This window comes from Nautilia sp. PV-1 (genome assembly GCF_004006315.1).
Classification (GTDB): Bacteria; Campylobacterota; Campylobacteria; order Campylobacterales; family Nautiliaceae; genus Nautilia; species Nautilia profundicola_A.
This window is the reverse complement of the sequence record NZ_CP026530.1, coordinates 1,497,296-1,514,206: the sequence shown is the minus strand read 5'-3', so window position 1 is coordinate 1,514,206 and position 16,911 is coordinate 1,497,296. Positions and strand designations below refer to the sequence as shown.

The 16,911-nt window shown below is 36.1% G+C and carries 19 protein-coding genes; 11 read left to right on the top strand and 8 right to left on the bottom strand.

Annotated elements, in window-relative coordinates:
• Positions 1-10 precede the first annotated feature (10 nt).
• The 7 genes from infB to C3L23_RS07970 are packed head-to-tail and all read left to right on the top strand — an operon-like array spanning position 11 to position 6,645.
• Entirely contained in the window at positions 11-2,461 is a 2,451-nt protein-coding gene (gene infB / locus C3L23_RS08000; RefSeq protein WP_127681579.1) for a translation initiation factor IF-2, read from the top strand.
• 2 nt (positions 2,462-2,463) lie between these two features.
• Entirely contained in the window at positions 2,464-2,817 is a 354-nt protein-coding gene (rbfA, locus tag C3L23_RS07995; protein WP_127681577.1) for a 30S ribosome-binding factor RbfA, read from the top strand.
• Positions 2,814-3,620, top strand: coding sequence for an HAD-IIB family hydrolase (locus tag C3L23_RS07990; RefSeq protein WP_127681575.1), 807 nt, complete (start codon positions 2,814-2,816; stop codon positions 3,618-3,620). Before rbfA ends, C3L23_RS07990 begins: the two co-directional genes overlap by 4 nt.
• 60 nt (positions 3,621-3,680) lie before the next feature.
• Positions 3,681-4,130 carry a ribosome maturation factor RimP gene (locus C3L23_RS07985; protein ID WP_127681573.1) on the top strand — a complete coding sequence of 150 codons (450 nt, stop codon included), beginning with the start codon at positions 3,681-3,683 and terminating at the stop codon, positions 4,128-4,130.
• A gap of 17 nt (positions 4,131-4,147) precedes the next feature.
• Positions 4,148-5,113: a bifunctional diaminohydroxyphosphoribosylaminopyrimidine deaminase/5-amino-6-(5-phosphoribosylamino)uracil reductase RibD gene (ribD, locus tag C3L23_RS07980; RefSeq protein ID WP_127681571.1), complete on the top strand. Its 966-nt coding sequence runs from the start codon at positions 4,148-4,150 to the stop codon at positions 5,111-5,113.
• Position 5,114: 1 nt separating this feature from the next.
• Positions 5,115-5,840: a class I SAM-dependent methyltransferase gene (locus C3L23_RS07975; RefSeq protein WP_127681569.1), complete on the top strand. Its 726-nt coding sequence runs from the start codon at positions 5,115-5,117 to the stop codon at positions 5,838-5,840.
• The gene (locus tag C3L23_RS07970) at positions 5,830-6,645 is read left to right on the top strand and encodes a DnaJ domain-containing protein (RefSeq protein WP_127681567.1); all 816 of its coding nucleotides are present in this window, start codon (positions 5,830-5,832) and stop codon (positions 6,643-6,645) included. Before C3L23_RS07975 ends, C3L23_RS07970 begins: the two co-directional genes overlap by 11 nt.
• Here the strand turns inward: C3L23_RS07970 and radA are convergent, their stop codons facing one another.
• From radA to C3L23_RS07950, 4 genes are read right to left on the bottom strand one after another with little or no spacing between them, the layout of a single operon-like run.
• Positions 6,646-7,950, bottom strand: a complete 1,305-nt coding sequence (gene radA, locus C3L23_RS07965; RefSeq protein WP_127681565.1) for a DNA repair protein RadA — start codon at positions 7,948-7,950, stop codon at positions 6,646-6,648.
• Positions 7,943-8,188 carry a hypothetical protein gene (locus tag C3L23_RS07960; RefSeq protein ID WP_127681563.1) on the bottom strand — a complete coding sequence of 82 codons (246 nt, stop codon included), beginning with the start codon at positions 8,186-8,188 and terminating at the stop codon, positions 7,943-7,945. The genes radA and C3L23_RS07960 overlap by 8 nt, the downstream gene beginning before the upstream one ends.
• Positions 8,181-9,050, bottom strand: coding sequence for a signal recognition particle-docking protein FtsY (ftsY, locus tag C3L23_RS07955; RefSeq protein ID WP_127681561.1), 870 nt, complete (start codon positions 9,048-9,050; stop codon positions 8,181-8,183). The genes C3L23_RS07960 and ftsY overlap by 8 nt, the downstream gene beginning before the upstream one ends.
• Positions 9,050-9,469, bottom strand: a complete 420-nt coding sequence (locus tag C3L23_RS07950) for a hypothetical protein (RefSeq protein ID WP_127681559.1) — start codon at positions 9,467-9,469, stop codon at positions 9,050-9,052. Before C3L23_RS07950 ends, ftsY begins: the two co-directional genes overlap by 1 nt.
• Before the next feature lie 43 nt (positions 9,470-9,512).
• Here C3L23_RS07950 and C3L23_RS07945 point away from each other — a divergent pair, with 43 nt between their 5' ends.
• Genes C3L23_RS07945 through C3L23_RS07930 form a run of 4 tightly spaced genes read left to right on the top strand, consistent with a single transcriptional unit; the run spans position 9,513 to position 13,223 of the window.
• Positions 9,513-10,148, top strand: a complete 636-nt coding sequence (locus tag C3L23_RS07945; RefSeq protein ID WP_246831059.1) for a 5-formyltetrahydrofolate cyclo-ligase — start codon at positions 9,513-9,515, stop codon at positions 10,146-10,148.
• Complete coding sequence (rny, locus tag C3L23_RS07940) at positions 10,060-11,619, top strand: ribonuclease Y (RefSeq protein ID WP_127681557.1); 1,560 nt, start codon at positions 10,060-10,062, stop codon at positions 11,617-11,619. Before C3L23_RS07945 ends, rny begins: the two co-directional genes overlap by 89 nt.
• Before the next feature lie 29 nt (positions 11,620-11,648).
• Entirely contained in the window at positions 11,649-12,230 is a 582-nt protein-coding gene (locus C3L23_RS07935) for an MBL fold metallo-hydrolase (protein WP_127681555.1), read from the top strand.
• A gap of 18 nt (positions 12,231-12,248) precedes the next feature.
• Complete coding sequence (locus C3L23_RS07930) at positions 12,249-13,223, top strand: GGDEF domain-containing protein (RefSeq protein WP_127681553.1); 975 nt, start codon at positions 12,249-12,251, stop codon at positions 13,221-13,223.
• On the opposite strand, the gene C3L23_RS07925 is transcribed toward C3L23_RS07930, so the two are convergent.
• The 4 genes from C3L23_RS07925 to dapB all read right to left on the bottom strand — a co-directional run bounded on the left by C3L23_RS07925 (position 13,213) and on the right by dapB (position 16,911).
• Positions 13,213-13,782, bottom strand: coding sequence for a class I SAM-dependent methyltransferase (locus C3L23_RS07925; protein WP_127681551.1), 570 nt, complete (start codon positions 13,780-13,782; stop codon positions 13,213-13,215). The two genes, C3L23_RS07930 and C3L23_RS07925, sit on opposite strands and share 11 nt — an antisense overlap.
• 1 nt (position 13,783) lies before the next feature.
• Complete coding sequence (locus C3L23_RS07920) at positions 13,784-14,725, bottom strand: TIGR01212 family radical SAM protein (RefSeq protein ID WP_127681548.1); 942 nt, start codon at positions 14,723-14,725, stop codon at positions 13,784-13,786.
• Between the two features lie 68 nt (positions 14,726-14,793).
• Complete coding sequence (gene purF / locus C3L23_RS07915) at positions 14,794-16,131, bottom strand: amidophosphoribosyltransferase (RefSeq protein WP_127681546.1); 1,338 nt, start codon at positions 16,129-16,131, stop codon at positions 14,794-14,796.
• Between the two features lie 18 nt (positions 16,132-16,149).
• Positions 16,150-16,911 carry a 4-hydroxy-tetrahydrodipicolinate reductase gene (gene dapB, locus C3L23_RS07910; protein WP_127681544.1) on the bottom strand — a complete coding sequence of 254 codons (762 nt, stop codon included), beginning with the start codon at positions 16,909-16,911 and terminating at the stop codon, positions 16,150-16,152.

The window sequence follows — 16,911 nt, the reverse complement described above, 5'->3', positions numbered from 1 at the left end:
AGGAGTTTACTTGAAGATAAAAGTATCAGTTGTTGCGAGAGAATTAGGATTAAAAGCGAAAGAGGTTGTCGATATTGCCAAAGAAATAGGGATAGATGCAAAAACCAGGGGTGAAATCACTCCTATGGAAGCTGCAAAAATTCAGGAATATTTTTTAAATGCCGGCAAAGAGAAAAAGACTCAGGAGAAAAAACCGGAAGAAGTTAAAAAACAAGAAGTTAAGGAAGAAAAACCTCAAAGAAGAAGAAGAGGAAGAAGCAGTTTTAACGACCTTGTTAAAAAAACTCAAAAAGGCATAGAGGTTGTTAAAAAGGCAGAGCCTAAACCTGAAAAAACCGAAAAGCCTGAGAAAAAAGAAGAAGTTAAAAAAACTGAGCCTAGAATGGAAAAACCTAAACCTAAACCGAAACCGCAGCCGGCTAAAAAAAGAGAAGAAAAAGAGCTTCAGATTAATGTCGATTTAGCGGATATGGATGTTATTGAAGAAAACCAGGTAGAGCTTCTGGATCTTTATTTTAACGATATTAACATGAAAAATGACGATGAGCTTGAAGAAAAAGCAAAAACTAAAACTCAACAGCAAAAACAGAAAAAAACACAGCCCGTTAAGAGAAAAAAACCTAGTGAAGGCGGAATAACAAAAGAGGGCATCAAAAAAAGAAAGAAAAAAAAGAAAAAAGAGGCAGAAATCAAAACAATATCAATACCTAAAGAAGTAAGAGTTTATGAGTTTGCAGAAGCAATAAACAAACCTTTAGAAGAAGTAATCGAAGCTTTAAGAGAACTCGGCGAAGAAAGAGACAAAAACGACTTTTTAGGCGAAGAATATATTGAAACGCTGGCTGAAGAGTTTGAAGTGCCTGTTGAAGTTTATGATCCTTTGGCAGAATTTGATTATGTTAAAAAATACGATTCAGTGCAAGACGATGAAAAAGATTTGGTAGAAAGGCCTCCTATCGTAACAATTATGGGTCATGTAGACCACGGTAAAACATCACTCCTTGATAAAATCAGAAATTCTCGCGTAGCAGCAAAAGAGGCCGGAGGTATCACACAGCATATCGGTGCTTATATGGTAGAAAAAGACGGCAAAAAAATTACTTTTATCGATACTCCTGGACATGAAGCGTTTACAGAAATGAGAGCAAGAGGTGCCGAAGTTACCGATATAGCCATTATCGTTGTTGCGGCAGACGACGGGGTTATGCCACAGACAAGAGAAGCGATATCACATGCTCAGGCGGCGGAAGTTCCGTTTATTGTGGCTGTTAACAAAATAGACAAACCTCAGGCAAATCCTGATTTGGTTAAATCGCAACTGGCCGAAATGGGAATTACGCCTGTAGAATGGGGCGGAGAGTATGAATTTGTAAACGTATCGGCAAAAACCGGAGAGGGTATAGACGACTTACTTGAAACTATTCTGCTTCAGGCTGAAATGATGGAGCTTAAAGCCAATCCGAAAAGAAAAGCGAAAGCCGTTGTAATTGAAAGCAGAGTGGAAAAAGGAAAAGGACCTGTTGCTACTATAATAGTTAAAAACGGTACGCTTAAAAAAGCAGACAGTTTTGTATGCGGTAAAACATACGGAAGAGTAAGACTAATCGTTGACGATCTCGGCAAACAGAAAAAAGAGGTAAAACCTGGAGAACCTGCGGAAATTACGGGATTTGACGAAGTGCCTATGGCAGGTGATGTCCTTGTGGCGGTCGAAAGCGACAAAGAAGCAAAAGAAACGGCTGAAAAATGGAAAACTTTCTTAGAAGAAAGAGAAAAATCAAAATCAACAAAAGCGACTCTTGAAGATCTGCAGAAAATGATACTCGAAGGCGAGCTTAAAAAACTTCCTGTTATTATCAAAGCCGATACTCAGGGAAGTGTTGAAGCTATTAAAGGCAGCCTTGCAAAACTTAGAAATGAAGAGGTTAAAGCAGATATCATTCACAGCGATGTAGGCGCCATTACCGAAAATGACGTTATTTTGGCAAAAGCCAGCGAACCTCACGCTATTATTTTAGGATTTAATGTGCGTCCTACAAGCGGAGCTAAAAACAAAGCGAAACAAGAAGGTATTGAAATCAGAACGTATTCGATTATTTACGATTTGATAGATGACGTAAAAGAGCTTCTTTCAGGTCTTATGACGCCTAAAGTAACTGAAGAAGTAACTGCCACTATTGAAGTAAGAGACGTTTTCAGCGTTCCTAAAATAGGAACAGTTGCGGGATGTTACGTTCAGGACGGCGTTGTTCACAGAGGTGATTTTGTAAGAGTTATCAGAGACGGTGTGGTGATTTACGATTCTAAACTGGCCAGCCTTAAAAGATTTAAAGACGACGTTAAAGAAGTCGGAAAAGGCTTTGAGTGCGGTATTATGGTAGAAGGATACAATGACGTTAAAGTCGGAGATATTCTTGAAACGTATAAAAAAATCGAAGAAAAAGCTTCTTTTGAAGGATAATAATGGGCAAAAGTATTAAAGTCCAAAGAAAAGAGTCTGTTTTAAGGGAAATTATCCCTGAAGCTCTTTCACAAATGAACGACGGAAGAATAAGAGGCTTAAGCGTGGTAGATGTAGTATGTTCAAGAGACGGAAGCGACGCTAAAGTTTATCTTGAAAAAAGCTATCTGAACGATAAAGAGCAGCGTGCAAGTTTAAAGCAGCTTAAACAGGCCAGAGGCTACATTCAAAACTACTGTCTTAAAGCCACCGGATGGTTTAAAGTTCCTAATCTCAGTTTTACTTTTGACGAACTGCTTGAGCAGGAAAATAAAATGGAAGATCTGTTTAATAAAATATCTAAAAAAGATAAATGATTTTTGTAACGGATCTCGATAAAACACTCTTACGGAGTGATCTCTCGCTTAGCGAATTTACTAAAAATACCTGGAACTCCTTTCCTTTTTCTTTAACTATAGCAACCGCCAGGAGTTTTAAAGGCTCTACGACACTTTTAAACGGTCTAAACTTAAAACATCCTTTAGTTTTATTAGACGGTGCGATGATTGCCAGTCCTGAGGGAAAAATAATAAAGATTAACGATATAGATAAAAAAACCGGCGATGAAGTAATAAACATTATAGAAAAAGAGTTTGACGAAAGGCCTTTGATTGTAGGATTTGAAAATTTCGGAGACGAAAAATTTTTATATCCTAAGAAGATTAACAAATATCAAGAAGAACTGCTGCAAAACTATAAAAACGACAGCAGGGTTTTGAATATAGAAAATTTAAGGGCGTTAAAACATAATCTTAAGATGGTGTATTTAGGTGAGGAAGACGTTCTTAAAAGAATTGAAAAAAAAGTAAAAGAGCTTTTTAATTTGGAAACAAAACTAAGTAAAGACCCGTATATGGAGTGTTGGTTTTTGACGCTTTTACATCCTTTAGGAGACAAAGCGCATGCTTTAATGGAACTGGAGGAAATTATGCAAGTCGATAAAAAAAACGTAACGGTTTTCGGGGACAGTCTGAACGATATCGGCATGTTTGAATATGCGGGTAAATCCGTTGCCGTTAAAAACGCTCTTGATGAAGTCAAAAAAAGAGCGGATATAATCCTGCCGCATACAAATGACGAAGACGCCGTGGCAAAATATCTTTCTGAGTACATAAACTAAAACTTCAGAATATTTTTATAATCACTCAAAAATGATATAATTAAATAAAAAAGGGAATGAATGAACAGAAGCGAATTAAACGATATTATTAAAAATATTGTTGAAGATAACGGATGCGAACTTTATGATATAGACCTCAGCGAAGAGGGAGGTCATAAATATTTCAGAGTTTACATTACGAAACCAGGAGGAGTGAGTTTAAACGACTGTGCCAAAATAAACAATCTTATCTCTCCAATATTTGATATAGAAGACCCGGTTGAGGGAAAATATTTTCTTGAAGTAAGCTCACCAGGACTTGAGAGAAAACTCAGTAAGCCAGAGCATTTTGAAAAAAGTATCGGTGAAAAAGTAAAAATAACGACAAACGACGGAACCAAAATAAAAGGCGAGCTTAAAAGCTTTATTGATAATGTTGCTGAAATAGGCAAAGAAAAAGTAAATTTCGATGATATAAAAAAAGCAAAAACATATATTGAGTGGAATACTTACAAATACGAAGATAAATGAAAAGTGTAAAGTGAAAAATGAAGAATTACATGTTTGATCTGATTATAAACGAAGCATGGAAATATCAGTTTTTAACATATCCAAATCCTGCCGTAGGAGCAGCCGTAATAGTAAACAATCAGATTTTTACAGGCGTCCATAAAAAAGCGGGAGAACCCCATGCGGAAGTGAATGCGTTATGGAAAGCTTTTAGGGCTTTTCATAAAACGCCCGAATTAAAAACTTCACATGAAATACATGAATTTTTACTGCAAAACCATAAAGGCTTTTTTAATAATGCAAATGTTTTTGTAACGCTTGAGCCCTGTTCTCATATAGGAAAGACGCCTTCGTGTGCCAATCTTTTAAAACATCTTAAACCAAAAAGCGTAAATATCGGATGGCCGGATCCCGTAAAAGGGCACGGAGGAGGGGCGGAAATACTTAAAAATGCAGGGATTGATGTTGAAATATTAAACGATAAAAGATGTTTTGATTTAATAGAGCCGTTTATAAAATGGCAAAAAAGATTTGTGTTTTATAAACTGGCTCTGACAATGAACGGGGTAATTACCGGCGGATATATAAGCTCTGATAAATCACTTAATTGGGTTCATCAGGTAAGGGATAAAATAGATCTGTTGGTAATCGGAGGCAATACGGTCAGAATTGACAGACCGACCCTTGACGCCAGGAGAATAAACGGTAAAGCTCCGGATGTTTTAATATATTCCAAAAATGACGGTATTGAAAGGGATATCCCTCTTTTTAACGTAAAAAACAGGAAAGTTTTTATCGAAGAGACTCTGGAAAAAATGAACGATTACAAATTTATAATGATAGAAGGCGGAGAGAGGCTTTATAACGAAATCAAACATACGGTGGACTGGAAAGTGTTTATAGTAAGCCCTAAATTTGCCAACAGGTTTAATTTCAGAAGCGAAGACGAATTTGAGATACTTCATACAAACCGTTCGGATGATTTGATAATTTTCGGGAGATAAGATGGACGTTAAAATATACGACAAGCTGGCAAAAAGATATGATTTGGCGACAAAAATTGTGAGTTTCGGAATTGAAGAGCTTTGGAGACGGATGTTTGCAAAAGAGATAAAAAAGCATATAAAAAACGGGATATTAATTGACGTTGCAAGCGCAACGGGAGAGATGGCAAAGGCTTTGGATTTTGACAGGATGTATCTGATAGAACCGAGTGCCGAAATGGTAAGAGTTATTGTTGAAAAATTCCAAAAACTCGGATTTAAAAAAGAGGATTTTGAAGTAGTGTTTGAAGAGAGCCCTCATATCAGAATGAAAAAGGGCCAAAAAGAAATTATTATCATTCAAGATACGGCTGAGAATGTGAAAATAGAAGAAAAAGCGGATTTGATTACGGCTTTTATGGCGCTTAGAAATTTTGATGATTTAGAAAAAGGTATGGAAAATTTAAAAAAATCTCTAAAGCCCGGAGGATATTTTGCAATTGTTGAAATGGTGAAAAGCGACAGCCTTTTTGCAAAACTGATACTTTGGTATATGAATAAAATATTGCCGTTAATAGCGGGGATGATGCTTGGAATGAAAGAGGAATATAAATTGCTGGGTAAGAGTATCGATACGCTTAAAGAGGATGAAATAATAAAAAACTTAAAAGGGTTTGGCATTGTCAAAAAACAGAAACTTATTTTTCCTATCGCAACTTTAATAATAGCGAAGAAAGATGACGGATAGAGTATTTGAAATAAATATTGCTGAAAATATCGAAGTTGTTATAGATTCCAGGTTTAAAATTAAAGGATTTATAGAGTTTATAAGACTTTCTTTTAATAAACTGGAAATAAACGACAATCAGTATAAAATTTATTTTGACAAAAAAAACGTCAGAAAACACAAGCTTCTTTTGCAGGCTGTCGCCAATATGTATAAAAAACAAAAAGGGGAAGATGAAAATCTTCTGCATAAGCTTCTTTTAAACTATAAAAAAGACCTGGTTATAAAAATAAAAAAATACAGTGTTACTTTTGATGAAAAAGCCATTTATATAACAATAAGAAAACTCTCAAGCAAAGAGTTCGAAATACTTTTTGCCAATCCCAAAAAGCCGGTTTACAATTATATTAAGGGTCTTTTTCTGTTTGACCTTATTGATATGTCTGCAGACAGGCTTGTCGTTACTTTTAATGAAGAGTCTCAGCGAATCGTAAGCGCTCTGGCCTCAAAACATTCGATTATGGGTTATAAAATTATATTTAATATTGATGAAAACGAGTTTTCGTATTCAAAGTCGTTCAGTGTGGAAGGTTCGCTTAAAGAATATCTGAACAAGGTAAGAAACGCTTTGGAGCTTTTTGGAGTTTCTACTATATATGAATTTGATAAAATCAAAAAAGAGTACAGAAGGCTCGCAAAAAAATACCATCCCGACGTTCACAGGCAAAAGCCGGAATTAATTCAGAAAATTTACGCTAAAAAATTTACAAGGGTTAAAGAATCTTATGAGCTTCTTGAAGAATATTACAATCAAAAGGTTAAATAATTACATCCATTCAAGCAGTTTTTCAACTTCCTTTACTTCATAACATTTGATATTCTCTTCCAGAGGTCTGCTCGGAACAATTGCTTTTGAAAAGCCGAGATTGGCGGCTTCTTTTATTCTTTGATCAAGTCCAGGCACATCTCTTATGTCGCCAACAAGACTTACTTCTCCTATAAAAACGCTTTCTTTGCTTATTTTTCTGTCCCTAAACGAGCTGACTATCGCAGCCATTACGGCAAGATCGGCTGCGGGTTCGTTTATTTTGATACCGCCGGTTACGTTTATAAATACGTCGTACTGATTAAATGGGAGATTGAGTTTTTTTTCAAGCAGGGCTAAAATCATATTAAGTCTTGCCAGATCGAATCCCGTCGCGCTTCTTTTAGGTATGGAGTAGCTCTCACTGACTAGTGCCTGTACTTCAAGTACTATTGGTCTCGTCCCTTCAAGTATGACGGTAATGGCGCTTCCCGGAAGAGCTTTTTTGCTGAAAAACGATTTGTTTTTCGCACTGGCAAGTCCCTGTTTTGTCATTTCGAATATTCCTATTTCGCTTGTTGATCCGAAACGGTTTTTAAACGCTCTTAGAATTCTAAGCTCTCGGCTTGCGTCTCCTTCGAAATATAAAACGGTGTCCACCATATGTTCAAGCACTCTCGGTCCTGCAATAGAGCCTTCTTTTGTTATGTGTCCTATTATGAATACCGGTGTTTTGCTCTCTTTTGCAACTCTCATAAGTTCAAATGTGGCTTCCCTGACCTGTGACACGCTTCCGGGTGCGGATTGAAGGTTTTCAGAATATATGGTCTGTATGGAGTCGATAATAACCAGCTCATAGCCTTTTTTTATTTCGTCTATTATGTTTTCTACGATGATTTCCGGCATTAAATATAAATCTTTGTTTTTAACTCCTAGTCTGTCGGCTCTGATTTTAATCTGTCCGGGGCTTTCCTCGCCCGCAACATATAAAACTTTTTTGTTTATATTTCCGGCGAGTTTCATCATTAGAGTGGATTTTCCGACTCCCGGGCTTCCTCCTATTAAAACGAGGCTTCCGGGCACTATACCGCCTCCTAATACCAAATCAAGTTCGCTGTCTCCGGAAGTAAATCTTTCAATTTCTTCTTTTTCAATTTCTTCAAATTTTAAAACACCGGCTTTTGGCGAGGAAGATTTTTTGTTTCCTTTATCCTCGCTTACTTCTACGAATGTTTCCCAGCTGCCGCATGCCGGACATTTTCCCATCCATTTAGCACTTTTGTATCCGCATTCGATACATTCAAAAACTGTTTTTTTCTTAGCCATTTATCGCTCTTTGTATGTTGAGGTTGTAATTAATCATCTCCTGTGTGCTGGATATCAGCAGAAGATATATGACTCTCCAAGTGATTATCGATACAACAAGGAGAATAATATAAAGCAGAATAATCCATTTATGTTCGTTTAAATCTATGTTGTCTTCATTTTTAAATTTTACGGTTACAAGCCCTATGAAAGCGAAAATTATTACAACTGATCCGAAATAAAAAATGATATCAGTCATAAAGTCCCTCTAAAATTCCTTCTATAAACTCTTCTTTATCAAATTTAACAAGATCGTCAGGTTTTTCTCCGACTCCTACAAACAGTATAGGAAGTCTGAGCTCATTTGCTATTGTAAATACGCTTCCCCCTTTTGCGGTTCCGTCCAGTTTTGTAATAATAACTCCGTCGACACCGACTATTTCTTTAAAAACTTTTGCCTGGTTTATTGCGCTGCTTCCCTGTGTTCCGTCAATTATCAGAATGATTTTATGAGGAGCCTTTTCATATGCCTTTTTTGCAACGTTTACGATTTTTTTAAGTTCGTTTTGAAGATTTACTTTATTGTGCAGTCTTCCGGCCGTATCGATTATCGCAACATCTATGCCTTTTGCTTTTGCGCTGGCTATCGTGTCGTATGTAACAGCTGCGGGGTCGTGTCCCTGTTTGGTTTTAACGATGGGAATATCCAGTATTTCCGCCCATTTTGTAAGCTGTTCTATAGCGGCGGCTCTGAATGTGTCCGCAGCGCCTAAAATTACGCTTTTGCCTTCTTTTTTAAATTTGTTGGCAAGTTTTGCTATTGTAGTTGTCTTTCCGGCTCCGTTTACGCCTATTATTAAAAATGTAAACGGTTTGTCGTCTATTTTTATTTCGTTGTTAGGAGTGTCAAATATCCATAACAGTTCTTTTTTCAGTTTTTCCCTGCTTACTTCTTCCGGAAGGTTTTCTATGATTTTTTCAACCAGATCATAATCCATATCCGATTCTAAAAGCGCTTCTTCTATAAGCTCTCTTGATAGTTTTTCTTTTTTTTGGCTGCCTACTACGCTTTGAAGCGCCTCTTTTGTTTTATTAAGACCTTTTTTTATAAATCCAAGCATTAAAATCCCTCCGCTTTTAAAATTTCATACGGTGTAAAATTTTCATATTTTACCGTTTTGTTTTTATCCAGTACTATGATAGTCGGGTAGTACTGTATATTAAAATATTTTTCTAAATACGCTGAATCGGTTTTATAATATTTTACGTTTAATTTTTTTAATACCAGCTCCTGCGCCTTTGAATATGAGCTGTTGTTATCGAAAAGTATTACCGTTTTTGTTTTAGGGTAAATAAGTTTGTTTTCTTTAAACTTCAATGTGAAATTATCAAATGTTATTTTTATTATGTCGTTTTCTTTTTGCGGTTTTTTTTGCTGTGACTGGTTTGTTTCTATGTTTTGATGATTTTCTGCCGGTTTGGTGTTTTTTGAACAGCCCGCTATAAAAATTATAAGAATAAATGTTAAAATATATTTCAATTAAACTCCTTTTTCGTAATTTTATCATATTAAGGCATAATAAATGGCAAAAGAAAATATGAATGAAAAAAACACATTCAGAAAAAAATGTTTAAAAATCTCAAAATACAACAGGTATTATTATTCTAAGAAAATCGGCTGGAAACTTTATGAAGTTTGTAAAAGACATAAAAATATTCTTTTTTTCATTCCGATGAATACCGAAGTGGATATTCACTGGGTTTTAAGAAAGTTAAGAAGAGAAAGAAAGAATATTTTTGTCCCGTTTATGGAGGATTTAAGCTTTAAGATGGTAAAATATCAATTACCGCTTGTTAAAAAAAAATTTTCAATACTTGAACCTGTCAATAAACAGAAAACTTTGCAGAAAATTGATTTGGCTGTTGTTCCCGTTGTAGGAATAGACAGCAGTTTCAAGCGTGTTGGATTCGGAAAAGGAATGTATGACAGGTTTTTTTCAGCACTTGGATACAAACCCAGAATCGTTTTTGTGCAGTTGAGGTTATGTTACAGCAAAGATGTGATTACTGATATATTTGATGTCAGGGCAGATGAATATATAAGTTTTAATATTTATAAAAGGAGAAAAAATGAGTGTACTGATAATTTTAGCCGTTATGATATTATCCGTTCTCGCGGGATTTGTCATAGCAAAAAAAATGGATGCGGCGAAATATGAGATTTATGTAGAGCAGGCTAAAGCAAAAGCAAAAGCTATAGAACATGAAGCCGAAATTTTGCTTGAAAACACGAAAACAAAAGCAAAAGAGATGGAGCTTGAGGCAAAAAACGCTTATGAACTGCAGGAAATGAAGCTTCAGCAGGAGTATGAGAACAAATTAAATGAGATACTTAAAAAAGAGCAGGAAATTGAAGAGCTTATAGAAAAACATATGAAAAAAGACGAAGAGCTGCAAAAAAAACTTGATGCAATTTCAAAAGAAAGAGAAGCTGTTGAAAAATTAAAAGAACAGTACAGACAAAAACTTGTAGAAGCTCAGAAAATTCTAGAAAACGGTGCAGGGCTTACCAAAGAAGAAGCAAAAGAGATACTTCTTAAGAAAACAAAGGAAGAATTAAGAGACGAAACAGCCCACCTTACAAGAAAAATTCTTAAAGAAGCTGAAAATGACGCAAAACGAAAAGCCGAATTTATAATCGCCCAGGCTACAACCAGATATGCCGGAGATTTTGCTGGAGAAAGACTGATTAACGTTGTACCTATAGGCGATGATGAAATGAAAGGCAGAATTATCGGAAAAGAGGGTAAAAACGTAAAAACACTTGAAATGGTAACGGGATGCGATATTATTATCGACGATACTCCCGGAGCCGTAACGGTCAGCAGTTTTAATATCTACAGAAGACAGATTGCGGTAGAGACGATTAAGAGACTCGTAGAAGACGGAAGAATACAGCCTGCAAGAATTGAGGAAATTTATGAAAAAGTGACTCAGGAATTCGAAGAAAAAGTCACAAAAGAAGGCGAAGAGATATTAATTGATTTAGGTCTGTCAAATGCGGGAATCCATCCTGAGATCGTAAAACTTATAGGAAGGCTGAAATTCAGGGCAAGTTACGGTCAAAATGCGCTTGCCCACTCTCTTGAAGTTGCTCATCTTGCCGGAATAATGGCTGCTGAAATGGGCGGTGACGAACTGCTTGCAAAAAGGGCAGGGCTGCTTCATGATATAGGAAAAGCCCTTACTCATGATTTCGGAGGAGACCATGTAACTCTCGGATATGATTTATGTAAAAGATATAAAGAGCCTGAAGTGGTGCTAAATGCGATTAAAGCCCATCACGGACACGTAGAGCCTACAAGTATAGAATCGGCGGCAGTATGTGCAGCAGACGCTCTTAGCGCCGCAAGACCCGGTGCCAGAAGAGAAGTGCTTGAAGCGTTCCTAAAAAGAGTCGAATCGCTTGAAAATATTGCCAAAAGCTATGTAGGCGTAATAAATGCGTATGCTTTAAATGCCGGAAGAGAAATAAGGGTTATTGTGGAAGCCGATTTGATAAACGATGACGAAGCCGTGCTACTTGCAAGGGATATAGCAAAAAGAATAGAAGAAGAAGTGAGTTTCCCTGGAGAAATTAAAGTAAACGTCATAAGAGAAAAAAGAGCCGTAAATTTTGCGGCGGCATAAAAAGTTTTCTAAGTCAGTAAAGGTATAGTATGGAAATTTTGGTAAAACCATGCGGGGAGTTTTATACAAACTGTTACATTATTGATAAAAAGATAATTATAGACCCGGGAGTCGGAGCTTTTGAGTTTGTTAAAGAGCATGTTGAAAATCCGGTTGCAATAATAAACACGCACGGACATTTTGATCATATGTGGGATGATAAAAAAATAAAAGATCATTTCAATATCCCTGTTTATATACATAAAGAAGACGCTTTTATGCTTGAAAGCGACCCTTTCGGATATAATCCTCCTAAAGTAAGTCCTGATGTGCTTTTGGAAGAAGGAATTTATAATATAGGCGGATATGAAGTGCAGATCAGACATTTTCCGGGGCATACTCCCGGAAGCATTACTATAGAAATAGGCGATGAAATGTTTAGCGGAGATTTTATTTTTGACGGCAGTATAGGGAGAGTCGATTTTCCTTATTCAGATGCAAAAAAAATGAAACAGTCTATTGAAAAATTTCTCAAAATTAATTATGATAAGAGAATATTACCGGGACATGGACCGACAACGACTATAAATAAAGCCAAGTCGTTTTTGCCTATGTGGCTGGATTATTTGTAAATATAACAAGGGGCGGGGTTGTCTTCAATTGAAATATTTAAAAAGGAAACTGTAAAAGTACCTCTTATACTGTATCTTCTAATTCTTGTGTTTTATAAACTGTCTGATGTTTACGGGTTGGTATTTATTAATCCTTTTGTAGAAAAATACACTCTGTTTGCTATCGTTTCTCTCGTGTTATTGTATTTTTTGTATCTTAAAGACAAGCTTTCGTATAATCTGTTTATAGTGTTTTTTATTATAGCGGTAGGGTTGAATCTGCATTTTGTAATTTATTTTCAAACGCATGTGGTATACAGAACTATGTGGATTATAGCTTTGATTCCATTCGTTTATTTATATGCCGGCAGAAAGGTAGGTACATTTTTTTCTGTTTATTTTCTTTTATTCGTAGTGGTCTCTTATTTTAACGGATTATTTAAAGATATTACGCTGCAGGATCTTTTTGTTTATATTTTTTCTAATCTGCTTGTGGCGTCTATCAGTTATTTTTTTGTACTGAATCTGGAAAAATATACAGTGAAAATAGTCAAAGAAAACAAAGATTTGGAAACAGAAGCAAATACTGACGCTTTAACCGGTGTATATAACAGAAGAGGCTTTTTTAAAGCCATAGAAAACAGAAAAGGTATATTAGGGCTGTTTGATCTAGATAATTTTAAAAAGATAAACGACCAGTATGGACATAAGTTCGGAGACGAATATCTTAATTATTTTGTAGATGTTTTGAAAGAAAATACAAGGAAAAACGACATAATAGGAAGAATAGGGGGAGATGAGTTTGTAGTTTTGTTTGAAAACAGTGAAATGACCGATATTAAAAAATGGGCTATAAAACTTTATAGGGAACTTGACAGTAAAAAATTTAAAAATGAGAAAATTTCAGTCTCTTCCGGCTTTAGCGAATATAAAGGCGATTTAAAAGAAAGTTTTATGGAAGCCGACAAAAAACTGTATATGTCAAAAAAAGTAAAAAACACTTTTACTTTTTAATATGTAGTAAAAATACGGGAAAATCTCTGTGTTTAGTTATTGTGTGTATTATTTTATAATCAATATCCCAGCTGCCGAAATATTTATTCAGCTCTTCTGAAGAAAAGCCGAAATGTGCTACGTCTTCGTTGCCTCTTGTATGAAAAGTTCCGTCTTCTTTTACAAGGTCTGCCAAGAAAGCCTCATTCGTTATTTCTGACAGTTTATCGGACAATAAAGATATGTCTTTTATATGATGCATAGTCATTGAAGATATGACGATATCGTATTTTTCACTGATTTCAAATATGTCTTTAACCATAGCTTTTGCGTTAATGTTCAGTTTTTGAGCTTTTTGATTGAATTTTTCAACCATTTTTGCGGAGGTGTCTATTCCGGTAAGCTCTTTTACATAAGGAGCGGTATTAATTCCGACAAGCCCGGTGCCGCAGCCGAATTCCAAAACTTTTTCATCTCCTTTTAAATAAGGAATAATGTTTTTAACAACTGCTTTGGCAAGGTTTACCCGTCTTGGCAGGTCGTCCCATGTAACTGCATCTTTATCGAATCTGTTTTTCATTTTAAAGTCTGATTCCCTCATCTCTTAGCGCTCTGTGTATGGCGCTCATTTGTCTGGCTTTATTTTTGCACCACTGCGGGGCAAGAAGATTTTCACTTCCGGCTGTCATTCTTTGAACTGATATGTGCCCAGGCAGTTTTTTTATTGATTTTACTAGTGTGTCTATATAAGTCTGTTCGTCTATAGGTGTGAAGTTTCCTTTTTTGTATTCCAGTGCCAAAAGGGTGTTTTCTGTAACATATAACGGATGAAATTTTATAGAATCTATATTAAGCTCAATAGTATCGTCCACGCTTTTTAACATAACTTTTTGTGTTTCACCCGGAAGACCGAATATGAGATGTCCGCATACGTTTAAGCCTAAATCTTTTGTTTTTTTGATTGTTTCTTTCACATTTTGAAAATCATGGCCTCTGTTGATCTTTTGCAGCGTTTCGTCGTTTGAACTCTGTATTCCGTATTCAACCCATATTTCATGTTTTTTGCTGAGTTTCTCGAGGTACTGAAGCGTTTCGTCGGTAATGCTGTCAGTCCTTGTACCGATACTCAGGCCGATTACGTCCGGAAAATCAAGAGCCGTTTCGTAAAGGGCTTTTAATGTTTCAAAAGGTGCGTAAGTGTTTGTAAAACTTTGAAAATAAACTATAAATTTATTAGCTCCGTAGTATTTTTTTAATAGAGGAACAGTATTGAAAAACTGTTCTTTTAAAGCCGTTATCTGTTTTTGGAGAAGAGGATTTTCTTTGGAATTGAGATTAAGAGTAAATCTCTCTTTCGTGAAGTTTGGAGAAAAGCTTTCATTCTCGCAAAAAACACATCCGCCTCTTGCTACGGTTCCGTCAATATTAGGACATGTGAAACCCGGAATGGATATAGGTACTTTTTTAACATTAGTTTTAAATTTTTTCTTTAAATATTTTCCAAATGTATATAATCTATCCATCTATCCTCTTTTTTGCCACTTTATATCAAAAAGAGAAGATTTAATCAAGAAAAAAGAGAAAAAATCTCTTAAAGAATAGGGTAGTTGTCGTCGAAACATGCAAAACAGTAGTTTTCTTTTTTATCTTTTACCGCTTTTACTATTGAATCGATTGATAAATATGCAAGACTGTCTGCTTCAATATATTCTGTGATTTCTTCTATGGATTTTTTTGCCGCTATAAGTTCGTCTTTTGTCGGAGTATCGACACCGTAATAACAAGGGCCTATGGTAGCGGGAGAAGCGATTCTCATATGTACTTCTTTAGCTCCCGCTTCTTTTAGCATTCTTACTATTCTTTTGCTTGTAGTTCCTCTTACGATACTGTCGTCGATTACTACAAGTCTTTTGCCTTCTATTTTATGTTTGATAGGGCTTAGTTTCATTTTTACTTTTAAATCTCTGATTTCCTGAGTAGGTTCTATAAACGTACGTCCTACATAATGGTTTCTCATTATGGCCATTTCAAAAGGTATTCCACTTTCCTGTGCGTAACCTAATGCAGCCGCAACACCGCTGTCAGGAACGGGAACGACCATATCCGCTTCAACAGGCAGTTCACGTGCTAGTTCTCTTCCCATCTGTTTTCTTACGCTGTAAACGTTTTTGCCGAATATGTTTGAATCCGGTCTTGCAAAGTAAATATATTCGAAAATACACTGTTTAGGAGTAGGTTCGAAAATCATTTCGCTTTTTATTTCATCGTGTTCAAAAATAATCATCTCTCCAGGTTTTACGTCTCTTACGTATTCCGCGCCTACGAGTTCAAAAGCGCAGGTTTCGCTTGCCACTATATAACCGCCTGATTTAAGTTTCCCTAAAGACAGAGGTCTGAAACCGAAAGGATCGCGTATTACGAACATTTTGCTTCTTGATAAAATAACAAGTGAAAAAGCGCCTTTAATCTGTTTAACCGCATCGATGATTCTGTCTTTAAGTCTTTTTTTCTCATAGTTTTTTGCAATTAAATGTATAAGATTTTCGGTATCCATATTTGTCTGAAAAATAGCTCCGATTTTAATAAGCTCTTCTCTTATTTCTTTTGCATTAACCAGATTTCCGTTGTGTACGATAGATATTTCACCTAGACCGTATCTTGCAAATACAGGCTGGGCGTCAAGAATAGAATCGTCTCCCGCCGTTGAATATCTAGTATGGCCTATAGCCATGTTTCCCTTTAAAATCTTAAAATGGTCTTCTTTGAAAATCTGTGTTACAAGACCTCTGTCTTTGACGGTTTTAATGTGTTTGCCGTCACTGCTGCTTATACCTGCGGCTTCCTGACCTCTGTGCTGCATTGCAAATAGAGCGTAAAAAGCCAGTTTGCTTGCGTTTTCATTTCCATAAATACCTACTACAGAGCACATTTGTTTTTCCTTCTTTTTTTATATTCCTAAAGCGTCGTTAATTGAATAAAGTCCCGGATTTTGATTTACAAGCCATTTAGAAACTTTTATAGCACCTCTGGCAAAAGTTTCTCTGTTTGTCGCCGTGTGGTTAAGTTCTAAAAATTCACCGTCGTTATAAAATCCTACAGTGTGTCTTCCGACTACGTCTCCGCCTCTAACGGCAAATACTCCGATTTCATCTTTCGTTCTTGCTCCTACGTGGCCGCTTCTTCCTGTAACCATAACTTCTTTAAGTTCCAGACCTCTTGCTTTTGCACAGCTTTCAGCCAAAGTAAGAGCCGTTCCGCTTGGAGCGTCCACTTTATATCTGTGATGCTGTTCTACTATTTCAATATCAAAATCCTGGAGCTTTTCGCTAACCATTGATACCAGTTTATTTAATATTGCAACACCCAAACTCATATTGGTAGCATAAAGCACAGGCGCTTTTTTGCTTACTTCCATCATTAGATTTTGCTGATGGTCGTTTAGGCCTGTAGTAGCTATTACTAAAGGTTTAGGGTTTTCCAATGCAGCTTCAAGAAGATTTTGAGTCGCTGCCGGAGCTGAAAAATCAATAACAACGTCAGAATTTTCCAACAAAGTTTTTGCGTCATTGGTGATTACCGTGTTTTGTTCAAAGTCGATAGTCTGTTTTCCTTCAAACATAACGGCACCGATGCTGTCTTCCGAATTTTTAATAATATTAACAAGCAGCTGTCCAACCCTGCCTGTTGCGCCGACTATTCCGTATTTCAT